Source organism: Mesorhizobium sp. M1307 (genome assembly GCF_040318155.1).
Classification (GTDB): domain Bacteria; phylum Pseudomonadota; class Alphaproteobacteria; order Rhizobiales; family Rhizobiaceae; genus Mesorhizobium.
The window spans coordinates 1-15,552 of sequence record NZ_JAMYLR010000032.1; the positions used below are offsets into that span (position 1 = coordinate 1).

Annotated in this window: 12 protein-coding genes; 3 read left to right on the top strand and 9 right to left on the bottom strand. The window is 65.4% G+C overall.

Annotation, left to right across the window (positions count from 1 at the left end):
- Nucleotides 1–128 precede the first annotated feature (128 nt).
- From NKH16_RS25710 to NKH16_RS25730, 5 genes are all read right to left on the bottom strand, one after another.
- Nucleotides 129–1,067: an ABC transporter substrate-binding protein gene (locus NKH16_RS25710; RefSeq protein WP_352748472.1), complete on the bottom strand. Its 939-nt coding sequence runs from the start codon at nt 1,065–1,067 to the stop codon at nt 129–131.
- An 86-nt stretch (nt 1,068–1,153) separates the two neighbouring features.
- Nucleotides 1,154–2,131 (bottom strand): ABC transporter permease subunit, encoded by a 978-nt coding sequence (locus NKH16_RS25715; RefSeq protein WP_502894527.1) that lies wholly within the window; start codon nt 2,129–2,131, stop codon nt 1,154–1,156.
- 20 nt (nt 2,132–2,151) lie between these two features.
- On the bottom strand, nt 2,152–3,696 hold the full coding sequence (locus NKH16_RS25720) for a sugar ABC transporter ATP-binding protein (RefSeq protein WP_352748469.1): 1,545 nt from the start codon (nt 3,694–3,696) through the stop codon (nt 2,152–2,154).
- Nucleotides 3,693–5,072: an FGGY-family carbohydrate kinase gene (locus tag NKH16_RS25725; RefSeq protein ID WP_352748466.1), complete on the bottom strand. Its 1,380-nt coding sequence runs from the start codon at nt 5,070–5,072 to the stop codon at nt 3,693–3,695. Before NKH16_RS25725 ends, NKH16_RS25720 begins: the two co-directional genes overlap by 4 nt.
- Nucleotides 5,069–5,851 carry a DeoR/GlpR family DNA-binding transcription regulator gene (locus tag NKH16_RS25730; RefSeq protein ID WP_352748463.1) on the bottom strand — a complete coding sequence of 261 codons (783 nt, stop codon included), beginning with the start codon at nt 5,849–5,851 and terminating at the stop codon, nt 5,069–5,071. The genes NKH16_RS25725 and NKH16_RS25730 overlap by 4 nt, the downstream gene beginning before the upstream one ends.
- Nucleotides 5,852–6,079: 228 nt before the next feature.
- Between NKH16_RS25730 and NKH16_RS25735 the strand changes: the two genes are divergently transcribed.
- From NKH16_RS25735 to NKH16_RS25745, 3 genes are read left to right on the top strand one after another with little or no spacing between them, the layout of a single operon-like run.
- The gene (locus NKH16_RS25735) at nt 6,080–7,123 is read left to right on the top strand and encodes a class II aldolase/adducin family protein (protein ID WP_352748461.1); all 1,044 of its coding nucleotides are present in this window, start codon (nt 6,080–6,082) and stop codon (nt 7,121–7,123) included.
- A 1-nt stretch (nt 7,124) separates the two neighbouring features.
- Complete coding sequence (locus NKH16_RS25740; RefSeq protein WP_352748457.1) at nt 7,125–8,411, top strand: FGGY-family carbohydrate kinase; 1,287 nt, start codon at nt 7,125–7,127, stop codon at nt 8,409–8,411.
- Nucleotides 8,408–9,259, top strand: coding sequence for a TIGR01459 family HAD-type hydrolase (locus NKH16_RS25745; protein ID WP_352748454.1), 852 nt, complete (start codon nt 8,408–8,410; stop codon nt 9,257–9,259). Before NKH16_RS25740 ends, NKH16_RS25745 begins: the two co-directional genes overlap by 4 nt.
- A 20-nt stretch (nt 9,260–9,279) precedes the next feature.
- Here the strand turns inward: NKH16_RS25745 and NKH16_RS25750 are convergent, their stop codons facing one another.
- The 4 genes from NKH16_RS25750 to NKH16_RS25765 form a co-directional block, all read right to left on the bottom strand.
- The gene (locus tag NKH16_RS25750; RefSeq protein WP_352748451.1) at nt 9,280–10,086 is read right to left on the bottom strand and encodes an exodeoxyribonuclease III; all 807 of its coding nucleotides are present in this window, start codon (nt 10,084–10,086) and stop codon (nt 9,280–9,282) included.
- 321 nt (nt 10,087–10,407) lie between these two features.
- Complete coding sequence (locus NKH16_RS25755) at nt 10,408–11,091, bottom strand: outer membrane lipoprotein carrier protein LolA (RefSeq protein WP_352450147.1); 684 nt, start codon at nt 11,089–11,091, stop codon at nt 10,408–10,410.
- 134 nt (nt 11,092–11,225) lie between these two features.
- Nucleotides 11,226–13,883, bottom strand: coding sequence for an FtsK/SpoIIIE family DNA translocase (locus NKH16_RS25760; protein WP_352748448.1), 2,658 nt, complete (start codon nt 13,881–13,883; stop codon nt 11,226–11,228).
- 340 nt (nt 13,884–14,223) lie between these two features.
- Nucleotides 14,224–15,546 (bottom strand): ammonium transporter, encoded by a 1,323-nt coding sequence (locus tag NKH16_RS25765; RefSeq protein WP_352540949.1) that lies wholly within the window; start codon nt 15,544–15,546, stop codon nt 14,224–14,226.
- Nucleotides 15,547–15,552: the final 6 nt, after the last annotated feature.

Here is a 15,552-nt window from a genome sequence, read left to right on the forward strand (position 1 = left end):
TTAAAACTACACCAACCTCCGCGTCCCCGTTTATCCCCCGCCCCCCCCCGCCACCCGGGGTTGGCCCCCCCCTCGGCCCCCAAAAACCGGGGCGCCCGGCCCCCCCGCCCCCACCAGGCTTGGGAGGCTTAGCGAGCCGCGGTCCAGCCCTTGTAATCCTTCAAATTGTCGGCCGTGATCAGCTTCGGGTCGAGCAGCACCGTCGGCTCGGCCGGCTTCTTGCCGGCAAGCAGGTCAGCCGCCATCGTCAGCGACTGGCCGGCCATCACATAGGGATCCTGCGAAGCCGAGGCCTTGATCATCGACGTGCCGGAGGCGAGTTCCTTCTCGATATCGGGTGCACCGTCGACCGCGGTGAAGATGAACTCCGAGCGGTTGAGCTGCTTGGCCGCAAGCTGGGCGCCGATCGCCGTCGGATCGTTGATGGCGAAGACCGCGTCGACCTTGTCGAAACGCGTCAGCAGCGACTGGAACACTTTCAGGCCGCCGTCACGCGAGCCTTCGGCGTTCTGGTCGTCGGAAAGGATCCTGATGTCGGGGTGCTTTGCCAGCACGTCCTTGCAGCCCTTGACCCGCTCCAGGATCGACGACGAGGCCGGGCCATTGAGGATGACATAGTCGCCCTTGCCGCCGGTATGATCGACCAGATACTGGCACGCCTCTTCGCCGGCCTTGACGTTGTTGGTCATCACGGTGACGTCGGCGCCCGGCGCCGAAACGTCGAAAGCGGCAACGACGATGCCGGCCGCCTGCGCCTTCTTCACCGCCGGCGCGATCGCCTTGGCATCGACTGCGTTGAGCATGATGACGTCGACACCGGCAGCGATGAAGGAATCGACCTGCGATACCTGCTTGTTGAGATCGTAGTCGGCCGATACCGAGGTCACCTGCACATTCGGGTTGATCTTCTTGGCCGCGTCCTCGATGCCCTTGATGGTGGCGACGAAGAACGGGTTGCCGAGCAGTCCGACCGAGATGCCGACTTTGTTCAGATCCTTTGCCGATGCCGGCGCGATGACGGCGGCCGCAAGGGCGACGCCGCAGAGCAGTTTAGCGATGGTCTTCATTGTTTTATTTTCCTCCTGATGCCCCGCGCCTCTCACGGTGCGTTACACATGAAACCGGCTCGTTGGATGCCGGCGACTAAGGGCCATCACGTTCTTGCTCCTGCCTGGAGCCGGTAACGGTCGAGGGCGACCGCCACGATGATGACCAATCCCTTGATGATGTACTGCCAGATGTCCGAAACACCGGCGAGGATGAGCCCGTTGGACAGCACGGCGATGATCAGGCCGCCGATCAGCGTGCCCCAGATCGAGCCGACACCGCCGACGAAACTGGTGCCGCCGAGGATGACTGCGGCAATGGCGTCGAGTTCGTAGGACTGGCCGAGCTGAAGCCCGTTGGCGGCATAGAGCCGGGCCGCCGACATGGCGCCGCCAAGGCCGGCCAGAAGGCCGGAAACGCCGTAGACGAAGAGCAGCACCAGCGGCACCTTGATGCCGGTCAGCCTGGCGGCCTCGGCGTTGCCGCCGACGGCGTAGATCCAGGTGCCGAGCACGGTGCGCTTGAGCACCAGCCAGGACAGGACGACGACCGCCAGCGCGATGATTACCAGCCACGGAATGCCGAACAGCGAACCGTTGCCGATGAAGTCGAACGGCAGGTCCGCGTTGAACACCGTCGTGTCCTGGCCGAGCAGGCGGGCGACGCCGCGCACGGCGGTCAGCGATCCCAGCGTGACGATGAAGGGCGGCAGCTTGATATAGGCGATCAGCAGCCCGTTGATGACGCCGAAACCGAGCCCGACGAGAATGGCCGCAGGCACGCCCAGCAGTCCCCAATCGGGCACCAGCGACACCATCACCGCCACCATCGCCGAGGCGGCAAGGATCGAGCCGACGGACAGGTCGATGCCGCCGGTCAGGATGACGAAGGTCATGCCGGCGGCCAGCACGATGTTGATCGACGATTGCTGCATGACGATCAGCAGATTGGTCTGGGTGAAAAAGCGCGGATTGATGAACTGGAAGCCGACCGCCAGCAGGATCAGGATCGGCAGCATGCCGAGTGCGGCGATGGCGGTACGCCATCTCGTGCTCCTGCCGACCGCCCGGTCGTCCGCTTTCATCGTGTCGGCCACCTTGTCGGTCATCGCTGAGCCGCTCCCGTTGCAAGTTCCATGATCGCTTCCTGCCGCAGCGGCTCGCCCTCCGACGCCGTCACCTCGCCGGCAATGGTGCCGTCGCGCATCACCAGCACGCGGTCGGCGATGCCGATCACCTCCGGCAGTTCGCTGGAGATCATCAGGATGGCGATGCCTTTCTTGGCCAGATTGTCGATCAGCCGATAGATTTCCGACTTCGCCCCGACATCGACGCCGCGGGTCGGCTCATCGAGGATGACGACCTGCGGCTCGGTTTCCAGCAGGCGGGCGAGCAGCACCTTCTGCTGGTTGCCGCCCGACAGCGAGCCGGCATTGGCCTGCACCGAGCTGGTGCGGATGGAGAGGTCTGACACCGCCTTGGCGGCGCGCTTTTCGGCAGCCGTGAAGTCGCGCAAACCGCCGGCCTTCGCGTCCTTTGCCAGCACGCCCATGCTGATATTGTCGGAGATCGACATGTCGAGAAACAGGCCAAGTTGCTTGCGGTCCTCGGTCAGGTAGGCGATGCCGGCATCGAGCGCCTCGCTCGGCGAACCGATGGATATCGGTTTGCCGCCGAGCTCCAGCATGCCTGATGTGTGCCTGTCGGCGCCGAAGATCAGCCGTGCCAGTTCGGTGCGGCCCGAGCCGACCAGGCCGGCCAGTGCCAGCACCTCGCCCTTGTGGAGGTCGAAGGAACAATTCTTTATGAGATTGCCGTCCGACATGCCGCGCACCGACAGCGCGATGGCGCGCTTGCTGTCCGGCGGACGGTGATCCTTCTTGTAGAACGTCGACAGATCGCGCCCGACCATCATCGATACCAGGCGCGAGGCGTTCAGGTCGGCGCGGTCGAGCGTGCCGACATAGCCGCTGTCGCGTAGCACGCTGACGCGGTCGGCGAGCTGGTAGACCTCTTCCATGCGGTGGCTGATGTAGATGATGGCGATGCCTTGCGACTTCAGCGTCGCGATCACGTCGAACAGCCGGTCGGTCTCACGCGAGGTCAGCGACGTGGTCGGCTCGTCCATGACGATGATGCGCGCATTGGTCGACAGCGCGCGGGCGATTTCCACCAGCTGTCGCTCGCCGAGCGACAGGCTTGCGACCGGAGTGCGCGCCGAGAAGGTCACGCCGAGCCGCGCGATGATCTCGCTGGCGCGCCGATTGCACTGCTCGCGGTCGACAACGCCGAACCGTCGCGGCTCGTTGCCGAGAAAAATGTTCTGCGCTACCGACAGATTAGGCGCCAGCGACAGCTCCTGATATATGACCGCAATGCCGGCGGCGCGCGCCTTGATCGGGTCGCCCGTCGCGGCCGGCACGCCGTCGATCAGGATTTCGCCGCCGGGGTCCGGCCGGTAGGCGCCGGACAGCACCTTCATCAGCGTCGACTTGCCGGCACCGTTTTCGCCCATCAGCGCGTGCAGCTCGCCGGCGTGAACGGTCAGCGACACATCGTGCAAGGCGCGGATCGCAGCGAACGTCTTGGAGATGTGGCGCATCTCCAGCACCGGCTGGCGCACCGTCTCGATCCGGGCGGCGGCGCTCATCGCGCACCTCCTGCAGCTGCGCTGGCCACAGCCCGGTCGGCGGCAAGGCCGCGCCAGTCGTTGCGATAGCCGGCAAGGCCGCTGAAACTTGCCGCATGCACCGCCTCCGGCGCTTCGGTGGCAAACTCGCGTCCGACGCTTTCGAAGGCAAGTGCGGCAGCACCGGTGGCGCTGCCCTCCAGCGTTGCGCCCTGCAGGAAAGCCTGCCCGGGCCGCAACTGCGCCAGCAACGCGGCAAGCAGCCCGCCATTGTTCAGGCCGCCGTCGACGATCACTGTGTTGTCCGAATGGATCAACTCGAGGCACAGATCGACCATCAGCGCGACATAGAGCAGCGCCATGGCCGCGCGTTCCTCGGCATTGGGCGTACGCCCGACCAGTTCGCCGCGGCGGTGCGGCATCGGGCCGCCGGGCGCGAAGCTCGGCAGCGCCATAATGCCGGCGTCGATCACCCGTTGTATCGATGACGGCGCGATTGCGCCCTGCCAGCCGGCGCTGATCGTGGCGAATTCGCGCCCGCCCATGAAGCGGACGGTTGGCACCGGGCCGCCATCGACATCGACATTGACCAGCATGTCGCGCTCGCCGTCGAGTGCGTCGAGCGGGCAGTCGGGATTGAGCACGACCACCCAGGTGCCGGTCGAGACCACGGTCACCGGCCCGAGCTGCTGCCGGCGGTAGGCATGGAGCGCGGCATTGCTGTCGTGGACGCCATTATGGATGGCGACTGGCTTCGCGGCCTGGCCGAAGCGCTGCTCGCCGATCACCGCGCCGGCGCGCTCGAAGGCGGGCATCTGGCCGCGCCAGCCCTCGGCATCGACCAGCGAGCTGAAATCGCGTTTGCGCGGCGCCCATAAATGCGAGTGGCAGCCAAGATACGACACTTCCGATACCGGCCGGCCGCCAAACCGCCAGCTCCAATATTGGGGGTAGCCGAGGATCGATCTCGCTGCGGCGAAGGCACCGGGCTCCACCTCGTTCAGCCACAACATGTGGCGGCCGTAGTTGAAGCCAAGCGGCAGGCGCGGCGAAAAGGTCTCGGCAAAATCCGGAATGCGGCGGTCGATCTGCGCGGCGATTTCAGCTGGCGGTTCCTGCTCGTAATCGAGGATCGGATGCGTCAGCGCGGCTTCGTCGACCAACGCGAAGGTGCAGCCATGGCCGGATACCATCAGCCCTTCCACGCCATGCGTGTCGACTGCAGCATCGATGGCGCGAGCCGCCCAGTCGTGCAGCGCTGGCTCGTTGAGCACGCTGAAGCCGCCTTTGTGGATCCAGCTCGGCTGGCTGCGGCGCTCGTCGAGGATCTGTCCGTCCTGGCCGAAGACGAACAGCTTCGAATTGGTCTTGCCGAAATCGAGGACGGCGATGTTCACTGGGCGCCTCCCGAGGAAGCCGCGATCCGCACCATGACGCCGGCATCTTCGAGCATGCGGGCATCTGTCTCGGACAGGCCGTCATCGGTGACCAGCGTGCCGATCCGCGACAGCGGCAGTGCCACATTGCGCGCGTGGATCGACAGTTTTCGGCTGTCGGCCAGCACGACGATCTGGTCGGCGCAGAGGCTGAGCTCGACGATCGAGCGGACCAGCAGCGGGTGCGATTCCAGAAGGCCTTCCTGGCCGATGCCTTGCGCGCCGAGAAAGAACTTCGAGGCGTAGAACGGCACCGTCTGCGTCAGCGAATGGATGATGCCCGGCTCGCGGTGCAGTTCGCCGCCGGCGACGGTGAGGCCGCAATGGCCGTGGTCGCTGAGATAGGCCGCGAGCGGCATCGAGTTGGTGTAGAGCCGGATGTTGCGGTCGGCGAGCTTGACGCCGAGATGGAAGCAGGTCGAACCGCCATGCACGATGACCGCGTCGCCGTCGCGCACCATGGTGACGGCGAGAGCGGCGATCTGCCGCTTGGCCTCGACGGCGAGGTCGCGGTTCTCGTCATAGGGCCTGGCATAGGCGACGCCGGCTTGCGAAGCGCCATCGAGCGCCGAGATGCCGCCATAGACCTTGCGCGCTTCGCCGGCCTCGTCGATCTTGTCGATGTCGCGCCGCACTGTCGCCGCCGACACGCCAAGCCGCTCCTGCAGCTCGCGCACCGATGCGAAAGGCCGGTCCCGCAAAAGCTCGACAATCTGGCGCTGGCGGCCGGAGTCGCTCAACCCTTACCTCCCAATGCGCTTGCCTCCCAAGCATTTTGCACGGCATTGCCATTTTGCACGGCAATTGGTGCAACTTACTCAACACGCCTCGGATTGCAAGCCTGATCTGACGCGATAACATCACTGTTGACGTAACTTACTCGCATCTGCGATACCAGCGTCGGTCTTCGTCCCGGCACCGGGACGTCCAAAGCCGTGGCCACGCGGCCGGTTTGTGGAGGAATTTCGATGACGATCAGTGCGGATGCGCAGGAACTGGCAGCGCTGCGGTCGCTTTCGGCCGCCATCGGCAGCGACCCGCATCTGACCCAGGCCGCCGGCGGCAACACCTCGCTGAAAGCCGGCGACACGCTCTGGATCAAGGCCTCCGGCACCTGGCTGAAGGACGCGCTCATCGCGGACATCATGGTGCCGGTCGGCATCCCGCCATTGCTCGACGCCATCGAACGGCGCGACCCGGCCGCCGAACAGCCGCAGGCCTTCACTGTCGGCGCCCTCAACGCGCGCGGCTTGCGCCCGTCGATCGAGACCACCGTGCATGCGCTGATGCCGCAGCGCATCGTTCTGCATGTTCACTGCGTCGAGACCATTTCGCTGGCCGTGCAGGCCGACTGCGAGGCCGAGGCCGCCAGGCGGCTCGACGGCCATCAATGGGCGTATGTTCCCTATCGCCGGCCGGGACTGCCGCTCGCGCAGGGTATCGCCGAGCGCCTTCGGCCAGGCGTGGATATCCTGATCCTCGGCAATCACGGCCTGGTCGTTGCAGCCGAGACCGTCGCCGCGGCCGACATGCTGCTGCGGCGCGTGACACGACTGTTGGCGCGGCCGCCGCGCCGGGTGGCGGAACCGGACATCGCGGCATTGACGGCGCGCGCCGGCGACAGCGACTACAGATTGCCGGCGGACGTTGAGGCGCATGCGGTGGCGATCGACCCCGAAAGCTGCCGCATGGCTTCGGGTGGCAGCCTCTACCCCGACCACGTCATCTTTCTCGGCGAAGGCTCGGTCGTGGCGAGACCGGACGAGGGTGTGAAGCGCGTCATCGAGCGCTGCGGCGCCGCACCCGTGGCGATCCTGTTTCCTGGACTCGGCGTGTTGATGCGCGGCGACGCCGGCGCCGGTGCCGACGCCATGCAGCGCTGCCTTTCCGACGTGACAGCGCGGATCGATGTCGCGGCGAAGCTGAATTATCTGACAGCGGCGGAGAATGACGAGCTGATCAACTGGGACGCCGAAAAATATCGCCAGAAACTCAATGCCGGAGGCAGCTGACATGCCGCGTTCGTCTGGTCCGCTTGCCATCGGCATCGACATCGGCACATCCGGCGCGCGCGCCGTCGCCATGCGTCCGGACTTTTCCATTGCCGCGCATTCCGCTATTGCCCTCGAGCGATTTGGGCCGAACGGCCGCGACCCCGCCATATGGTGGGAGGCGGTCGGCGCGACGTTGGCGGAACTGCTCAAATGTATCGATCGCGCGGCAGTGCGCTCGATCGCCGTCGACGGTACGTCGGGCACGCTGCTGCCGGTCGACGGCGCCGGGCGGCCGCTGGCCGAACCGCTGATGTACAACGACAAGGTCGCTGACGACACTATTCTGACAGCAATAGCCGGCGCGGCACCGGCAACGAGCGCTGCACTTGGGGCGACCTCCGGTCTCGCCAAGGCGCTGTCTTTCCAGCACCTGCCCGGCGTCGCCACTGTGCTGCACCAGGCAGACTGGATCGCCGGACAGTTTTCCGGCCGCTTCGATGTCAGCGACGAGAACAACGCCCTGAAGACCGGCTACGACGTCGAGGCCCGGCGCTGGCCGGACTGGATCGCGGCGACCGGCGTGCGCATGGAATTCCTGCCCCGCGTCGTGCGGCCGGGCGATGTCACGGACACGCTCACCGCCAGCGCTGCGAAAATGTTCGGCCTGCCGCGCGACGTGGTTATCGTTGCCGGCACGACGGATGGCTGCGCCTCATTCCTGGCGACCGGTGCGAGTGCCGCGGGCGACGGCGTTACCGCGCTCGGCTCGTCGCTGACCATCAAGATCCTCTCCGACCGGCCGATCTCGGCGCCGCAATTCGGCATCTACAGCCATCGGCTGGGTGACACCTACCTGGCGGGCGGCGCCTCGAACTCCGGCGGCAAGGTGCTGGCCCAGCATTTCCCCGTCGCCCGCATTGTCGAACTCAGCAAAAAAATCGACCCGGCGACGAAGACCGGCCTCGATTATTACCCGCTGCCGGCGCCGGGCGAACGCTTCCCCATAGCCGATCCGGCGCTGCCGCCGCGCCTCGAGCCGCGGCCCGCCGACGACGCCGACTATCTGAAAGCGATGTTCGAGGGTATTGCGGCGATCGAAGCGCTCGGCTATCGCCGGCTTGCCGAACTCGGCGCCCCCCGGCTGACATCGGTCAGGAGCGTCGGCGGCGGTGCGGCCAATCCGGCCTGGACAGCGATCCGGCAGCGCAAGCTTGGCGTCGCTCTCGTGCCGGCTCTTTCGGAGGAGGCCGCTGCCGGCACGGCGCGGCTGGCGCTGATGGGCGCAAGCGCAGCGGGGCTTTTATGACGGCCAAGGCAATTCAACACCTCGACGGCATCGCCGCGCTGACCGACCGCTATCAGGTGTTCCTGCTCGACCAATTTGGTGTGCTGCACGACGGCACCAGCGCCTATCCAGGTGCTGTCGAAGCGTTGTCGGCACTCAAGCGCGCCGGCAAGACCATCGTACTGATCTCGAATTCCGGCAAGCGGGCGCAACCCAATGAGCGCCGCCTGCTGAAGCTCGGCTTCGAACCGGGAAGCTGGGATCACTTTGTCTCCTCCGGCGAGGTGGCGTGGCGCTCCTTCCACCAAATGGCAGCATCCGGAGCCCTGCGCCCGCAGACAAAATGCCTGCTGATCCGCCGCGACAATGACCGTTCGGCTGTCGACGGCCTGCCCTTCGTCCTGGCCAAGGACGGCGACGATGCCGAACTGGTGCTGATTTCCGCCAGCGAGGGCGATCGCTACGACCTCGACCATTATCGCCGGCTTCTTGGTCCGGCGGCGGCGCGGCGGGTGCCATGCTTCTGCACCAATCCCGACAAGATCATGCTGACTGCCGTCGGCCCTCGCTTCGGCGCCGGCCGGCTCGCCGATCTCTATGAGAGCCTCGGCGGCAGCGTGGTGCGCATTGGCAAGCCCAATCCGCAGATATTCGAGGCAGCGCTGGCACTGGCGGGCCACCCGGAGCGCGACAGCGTGATCTGCGTCGGCGACAGCGTCGAGCACGACATCGCCGGCGGCAACGGCGTCGGCGTCGCGACGACGCTGGTCCTGTCGGGCATATTGGCGGGGGCGCCTGACCTGGAGGACGTTTTCGCCACGCTGAACGCCCGTCCCGACTACATCGCGGATAGCTTCAGGTTTCGCTGAGTTGTTAGGGCGAGACAAAGCTAATCCAGGTTGAAACGCCCGATCACCGGCACATGGTCCGAGGGCCGCTCCCAGCCGCGCGCCGGCCGCAGGATTTCAGAGCCGGCAAAATGCGGCACCAGGTTTGGCGACGACCAGACATGGTCGAGGCGGCGGCCGCGATTTGAGGCCTGCCAATCCTGGGCGCGATAGCTCCACCAGGTGTAGAGTTTCTCCTCGTAGGGCACATTGAGCCGCATCAGGTCGATCCAGTCGCCGGCGAGCCGCATTGCCTCGAAGTTTTCCGTCTCGACCGGCGTATGGCTGACGACATTGAGGAGCTGCTTGTGCGACCAGACATCGTGCTCGAGCGGCGCGATGTTGAGGTCGCCGACCAGGATCGAGCCGGAGTGCTCGTCATGCTCGGCGCGGACGGCGTTCATCTCGGCAACGAAATCGAGCTTGTGCTTGAACTTGCGGTTGACGGCCGGGTCGGGCTCGTCGCCGCCGGCCGGAACGTAGAAATTGTGCAGCAGGATCGTTTTGCCGCCGGCGTTGACGGTGACCGACAGATGCCGGCTGTCGTCGATCTCGCAGAAGCGGCGCTTTTCGACCACCTCGATCGGCCGCCGCGCTATGGTGGCAACGCCGTGATAGCCCTTCTGGCCATGGAAGGCGATGTGCTCGTAGCCGAGCTTGCGGAACGCCTTCTCCGGAAACAATTCGTCCGGAACCTTGGTTTCCTGCAGGCAGAGCACGTCCGGCGCCTGCTCGACCAGCAGGCGTTCGACGATCGGCATACGCAGCCGGACGGAGTTGATGTTCCAGGTAGCGACTGAAAACGGCATGTGGGTTCCGGACAACGCGAGATCCGCCGGATGGGTCCGGCGGAAGTCAATCGCGGAAACTACTGCCAGCCGCGCACCGCAAAGACAAGCCGGCGCTTGGCCGAGCCTGTCATGGTCGAGTCCGGTGCTGCCCCTCATCCGTCTGCCGACACCTTCTCCCCGTATAGTGACGGGGAGAAGGGGCTGGCCGCACGCTTGGTGCTCTTTTTGCAATGCGAAAAATTGGCGAAACCGACGATGAGAGCGCCCCTCTCCCCGTCACTATACGGGGAGAGGATGCCGGCAGGCAGGTGAGGGGCGGCGCTGACGCCCGAAGAGAATTTACCGCGTCTTGGTGTTCAGCTCGCGGTTCGCCGTATAGTCGATGGCGAAGGTGTCGGGGGCGAAGCTGACGCCCTCCTTGGTGTTGAAGATCATCACCGTCGTATCCTTGCCTTGCGCATCGGTGATGGTCCACTGCCGCAATTCATAGGATTTCGGATCGAACATCATGGTGATCTTCGAATTGCCGAACACCGATTTGTCGGCAAGCTGGATGGTGGTGAGATCGTCCTCTTCCTTGACGCTTCTGACGCGTCCACCCGACAGATCGATCTTGTCGTCGAGCAGCAGCTTCAGCGGCGTCTTCGACAGCGGATAGAGGTCGGAGGTCCGCAGCTTCTTGTTGAGGATGACCACCGACTTGCCGTCGGAAATCACCCTGAAATTCGAGGCGCCGTCATAATTGAAGCGTATCTTGCCCGGTCGTTCCAGAAAGAACTTGCCGCCGGTCTGCTCGCCCTTGGGCCCGAACTGCACAAACTCGCCGCTCATCGATTTGACCGAGGAGAAATGATCGGCGATCTTCTGCGCCGTCGCCGGAACCGCTGCTTGCGCCGACGCCAGCAGCTGGAAGCCGGGCACGACATTGGCGGCCGCCGCACCGGCCAGGACCAGGCCGAGGCCGAGCACCTGCCGGCGGGTTGGGGCGAAATCCCTGCTTTGGGCGAGAGTTGCGTTTTTCATGCCGGTCACCATCATCTGATTGCTTGCTCGTTATATTGGTCTGGCCCCCCAGTTGGGCTTAAGTTTGGCGGACCGCACGGCGCCCGTCCGTTGCAACGCGCCAAAAGGTTCAAAGTTGCCGGTGCGGATGCGCTCTAGAACTTGTCGTCCTCCGTCGGCACCAGGATTTCGCGTTTTCCGGCATGATTGGCCGGGCCGACAATGCCTTCCTTCTCCATCTTCTCGATGATCGAGGCGGCGCGGTTGTAGCCGATGCCGAGCCGGCGCTGGATGTAGCTGGTCGAGGCCTTGCCGTCCCGCAGCACCACCGCAACCGCCTGGTCGTAGGGATCGTCGGAATCCTCGAAATTGCCGCCGTCGCCGCCGCCACTGCCTTTGCCCGACGGCTCATCGTCATCCTTGTCGTCGTCCTCGGTGATGGCGTCGAGATATTCCGGCACGCCCTGCAATTTCAGATGCGCGACGATCTTCTCCACCTCGTCGTCGGAGACGAAGGGACCGTGCACGCGCTGGATGCGGCCGCCGCCGGCCATGTAGAGCATGTCGCCCATGCCGAGCAGCTGTTCGGCGCCCTGTTCGCCCAGGATGGTGCGGCTGTCGATCTTCGATGTCACCTGGAAGGAGATGCGGGTCGGGAAATTCGCCTTGATGGTGCCGGTGATGACGTCGACCGACGGCCGCTGCGTCGCCATGATGACATGGATGCCGGCGGCGCGCGCCATCTGCGCCAGGCGCTGCACCGCGCCTTCGATGTCCTTGCCGGCGACCATCATCAAATCGGCCATCTCGTCGATGATGACGACGATGTAGGGCATCGGCTCGAGGTCGAGGTTCTCCGTCTCGTAGATCGCCTCGCCGGTTTGGCGGTCGAAGCCGGTCTGCACGGTGCGCGAGATCCTTTCGCCCTTTTTCTCGGCCTGCTGCACGCGCGCGTTGAAGCCGTCGATGTTGCGGACGCCGACCTTGGACATCTTGCGGTAGCGGTCCTCCATCTCCCGCACGGTCCATTTCAGCGCCACCACCGCCTTCTTCGGATCGGTGACGACCGGCGTCAGAAGATGCGGAATGCCGTCATAGACCGAGAGCTCCAGCATCTTTGGATCGATCATGATCAGCCGGCAGTCCTGCGGCGTCAGCCGGTAGAGCAGCGACAGGATCATGGTGTTGATGGCGACGGACTTGCCCGAGCCGGTGGTGCCGGCGACCAGCACGTGCGGCATTTTGGCGATGTCGACGATCACCGCCTCGCCATTGATGGTCTTGCCCAGCGCCAGCGCCAGCTTGGCCTTGGTGGTTTCGAAATCGCGGCTGGCCATGATCTCGCGCAAATAGACCGTCTCGCGCCTGGCGTTCGGCAATTCGATGCCGATCGCGTTGCGGCCGGGCACCACGGCGACACGGCAGGCGATGGCGCTCATCGAGCGGGCGATGTCGTCGGACAGGCCGATGACCCGCGACGATTTGATGCCGGGCGCCGGTTCCAGCTCGTAAAGCGTGACGACCGGACCCGGACGGACATGGATGATTTCGCCCTTGACGCCGAAATCCTCCAGCACGCCCTCGAGCAGGCGGGCGTTCTGCTCCAGCGCGTCCTTGGACAGGCTGGCGTCGCGCACCACGTTCTTTGGTTCCGACAGGAAGTGCAGCGACGGCATCTCGAATTTTTCCGAGCCGATCAGCGAAGTCTGCGCCTCGCGCTGGACGCGGGCGCCGGGGGCCGGCCGCGGCGCCGGCGCCTCGACGCGTGTCGCCGCGTCGGAACGGAAGTTCTGCACCTTGACCGTTGGCGCGGCGCGGCGCTGGCCGGCCGGCTCGGGCGCGAAATCCATGTCGTCGTCATTGTCGTCGTTATCGAAGACGTCGGCATCGTCAGGGTCGATCGAGGCACTGCGGTCGTTGACCATGGCGGCGAAGAATTCCGGCTCGACGCGGGCGCGCCCGCCCGGGCTCATCCGCGCCTCGGCGAACTCGGCCGATTCGACCCGTTCGGCCGCCCGCCGCCAGGCGCTGGGGCGCGGTTCCATCTCCGGCTCGAAATCGTCGCGCTCGCGCCGGCGCGCGGCGCGGCGGCGCAGATAGGCCCGCAGCGACAGCCACCAGTGGGTGATGGCGCCAAGCGCCAATATACCTTCGTCGCCCTCGTCCTCTTCATTGTCGAAAAGCAGGTCGTCCTGCGGATCGGGCACTGCAGGCTGTTCGAGGACGGCAAAACCGTTCTTGCGCGAAATCAGCGCCGAGCCATACAAGAATACCCACAGCGCCGGCGCTGCCAGGAGCACGGCGAGCACGCTGGCGACGAGGCCGGTCGGATAGCCGCCGATGACCAGGCCCGGGATATTGAGCACCATGTCGCCGAAGACGCCGCCGAGGCCGGTCGGCAGCGGCCAGGTCTTGGGCGGCACGACGCAGCCGGCAATTGCCGCGCCAAGCAGCGAAAACCCGAACCAGGCCAGCGCCCGTTTCGGCAGCCGGTCGACGCCGCGCGCGGTAAACAGCAGAAATCCCCAGATCACCGCCGGCACCAGCGCCGCAACGGCGGCAAGTCCGAAGAACTGCATGGCAATGTCGGAAAAGACGGCGCCGGCATAACCCATTGCATTGGTGACGATATTGTCGGTGGCGTGCGAAAAGCTCGGATCGGCGACGTTCCAGGTGGCAAGGGCGGCGACGCCGAAACCAACCAGAGCAAACAGCCCGGCACCGACCAGCCGCCCGACCTGGCGCCTCGCGAACGACCGGATGCCGTGCTCCGTATCGGCCAGCGCAAGCGGTGCTGAAGCCCCTAAACGCATGCTCTTCCTCGTCTGTCGTTGCCCGGCCGGGCGCGGACGCGCAACACGGCAGATTCGGCTGTCAGACTAGCGGCGGGAAGGTTAAGGGCGCATTAACCATGGGCATTCTGCGTCACCGGAACGGGCGACCGCCACCACAGTTCGGAGCCGCTGCGGCCGCTGTTGCACGCCGCCGGCGGATCGAGCACCTTGGTCAAGCGATCGTGATCGAGCCATAACGGCCGCCTACGCACAAAAAAGAGGCCCGGAAGGTTTCCGGGCCTCAAGGCGTGAGCCCTTTCGGGAGCATCACGACGGGATCTTCCCGGCACCGGCAAACGCCGGTGCCAGCCAATAAACCTCACGGCACCACTTCGCCGTGCTGGCTGATGTCGAGGCCTTCGACCTCTTCCTGGGTCGAAGGACGCAGGCCGACCAGCGCCTTGACGATATAGAGGATCACGAAGCTCGCGATCGCCGTCCACAGGATGGTGAAGACGATACCGTAGAGCTGCTTGCCGACAGAGGCACCCGAGCCAAGGCTGTTGATCGCCGGATCGGCGAGCACGCCGGTCAGCAATGCACCGATGATGCCGCCGATGCCGTGCACGCCGAATGCATCGAGCGAGTCGTCATAGCCGAAGGCGTGCTTGAGCTTGACGGCCGAGACGTAGCAGAGCACGCCGGCGACGATGCCGACGATGAAGGCGCCGGTCGGATTGACGAAACCGGAAGCCGGCGTCACCGCGACCAGGCCGGCGACAGCGCCCGAGATGATGCCAAGCACGCTCGGCTTCTTGGCGACGATCCATTCGGCGAACATCCAGGCGAGCGCCGCAGCGGCAGCGGCAACCTGGGTGTTCAGCATCGCGGCACCGGCAAGGCCGTCGGCGGCCAGTTCCGAGCCGGCGTTGAAGCCGAACCAGCCGACCCACAGCAGCGAAGCGCCGATGACGGAGTAGACGAGGTTGTGCGGCGCCATGTTGGTGGTGCCGTAGCCTTCACGTTTGCCGAGAACCAGCGCGCAGACCAGGCCGGCAACGCCGGCGTTGATGTGAACGACCGTGCCGCCGGCGAAATCGAGAACGCCGGCTGTGCCGAGGAAGCCGCCGCCCCACACCCAGTGCGCGATCGGGGCGTAGACCACCAGCAGCCACGCGCCCATGAAGATGAGCAGCGCCGAGAACTTCATGCGTTCGGCGAAGGCGCCGGCAATCAGCGCCGGCGTGATGATGGCGAAGGTCATCTGGAACATCGAGAAGACGAACTCAGGAATGTTCGCCACGCCCGGCAGCCACAGCGAGGAGGTGGTGATGCCGTTGTGGAAGAACTTCGAGAAGCCGCCGAGATAGGCATTCATGCCGCCGCCATCCGAGAAGGCCAGCGAGTAGCCGAACATGAACCACAGCACCGTCACCAGGCAGGTGATGGCAAAGCTCTGCATGATGGTGGCGAGCACGTTCTTTTTGCGCACCATGCCGCCATAAAACAGCGCCAGGCCCGGTACGGTCATCATCAGCACCAGCGCCGTCGAGGTCAGCATCCAGGCTGTGTTGCCGGTGTCGAGCGCGGGCGCAGGGGCAGCCGGCGCCGCCGGTGCCGCTTCCTGCGCGAACGCAGCAACCGTGCCCAGTGCAGCGAGAGCGAGCGAACCTAAAACGGCCGCGCGTCCCGTTATCTTCAAGGTGGA

Coding starts and splice junctions, on each gene's coding strand:
- NKH16_RS25710 (WP_352748472.1), bottom strand. CDS start 1,067: ATGAAGACCATCGCTAAACTGCTCTGCGGCGTCGCCCTTGCGGCCGCC.
- NKH16_RS25715 (WP_502894527.1), bottom strand. CDS start 2,131: ATGAAAGCGGACGACCGGGCGGTCGGCAGGAGCACGAGATGGCGTACC.
- NKH16_RS25720 (WP_352748469.1), bottom strand. CDS start 3,696: ATGAGCGCCGCCGCCCGGATCGAGACGGTGCGCCAGCCGGTGCTGGAG.
- NKH16_RS25735 (WP_352748461.1), top strand. CDS start 6,080: ATGACGATCAGTGCGGATGCGCAGGAACTGGCAGCGCTGCGGTCGCTT.
- NKH16_RS25740 (WP_352748457.1), top strand. CDS start 7,125: ATGCCGCGTTCGTCTGGTCCGCTTGCCATCGGCATCGACATCGGCACA.
- NKH16_RS25745 (WP_352748454.1), top strand. CDS start 8,408: ATGACGGCCAAGGCAATTCAACACCTCGACGGCATCGCCGCGCTGACC.
- NKH16_RS25750 (WP_352748451.1), bottom strand. CDS start 10,086: ATGCCGTTTTCAGTCGCTACCTGGAACATCAACTCCGTCCGGCTGCGT.
- NKH16_RS25755 (WP_352450147.1), bottom strand. CDS start 11,091: ATGAAAAACGCAACTCTCGCCCAAAGCAGGGATTTCGCCCCAACCCGC.
- NKH16_RS25760 (WP_352748448.1), bottom strand. CDS start 13,883: ATGCGTTTAGGGGCTTCAGCACCGCTTGCGCTGGCCGATACGGAGCAC.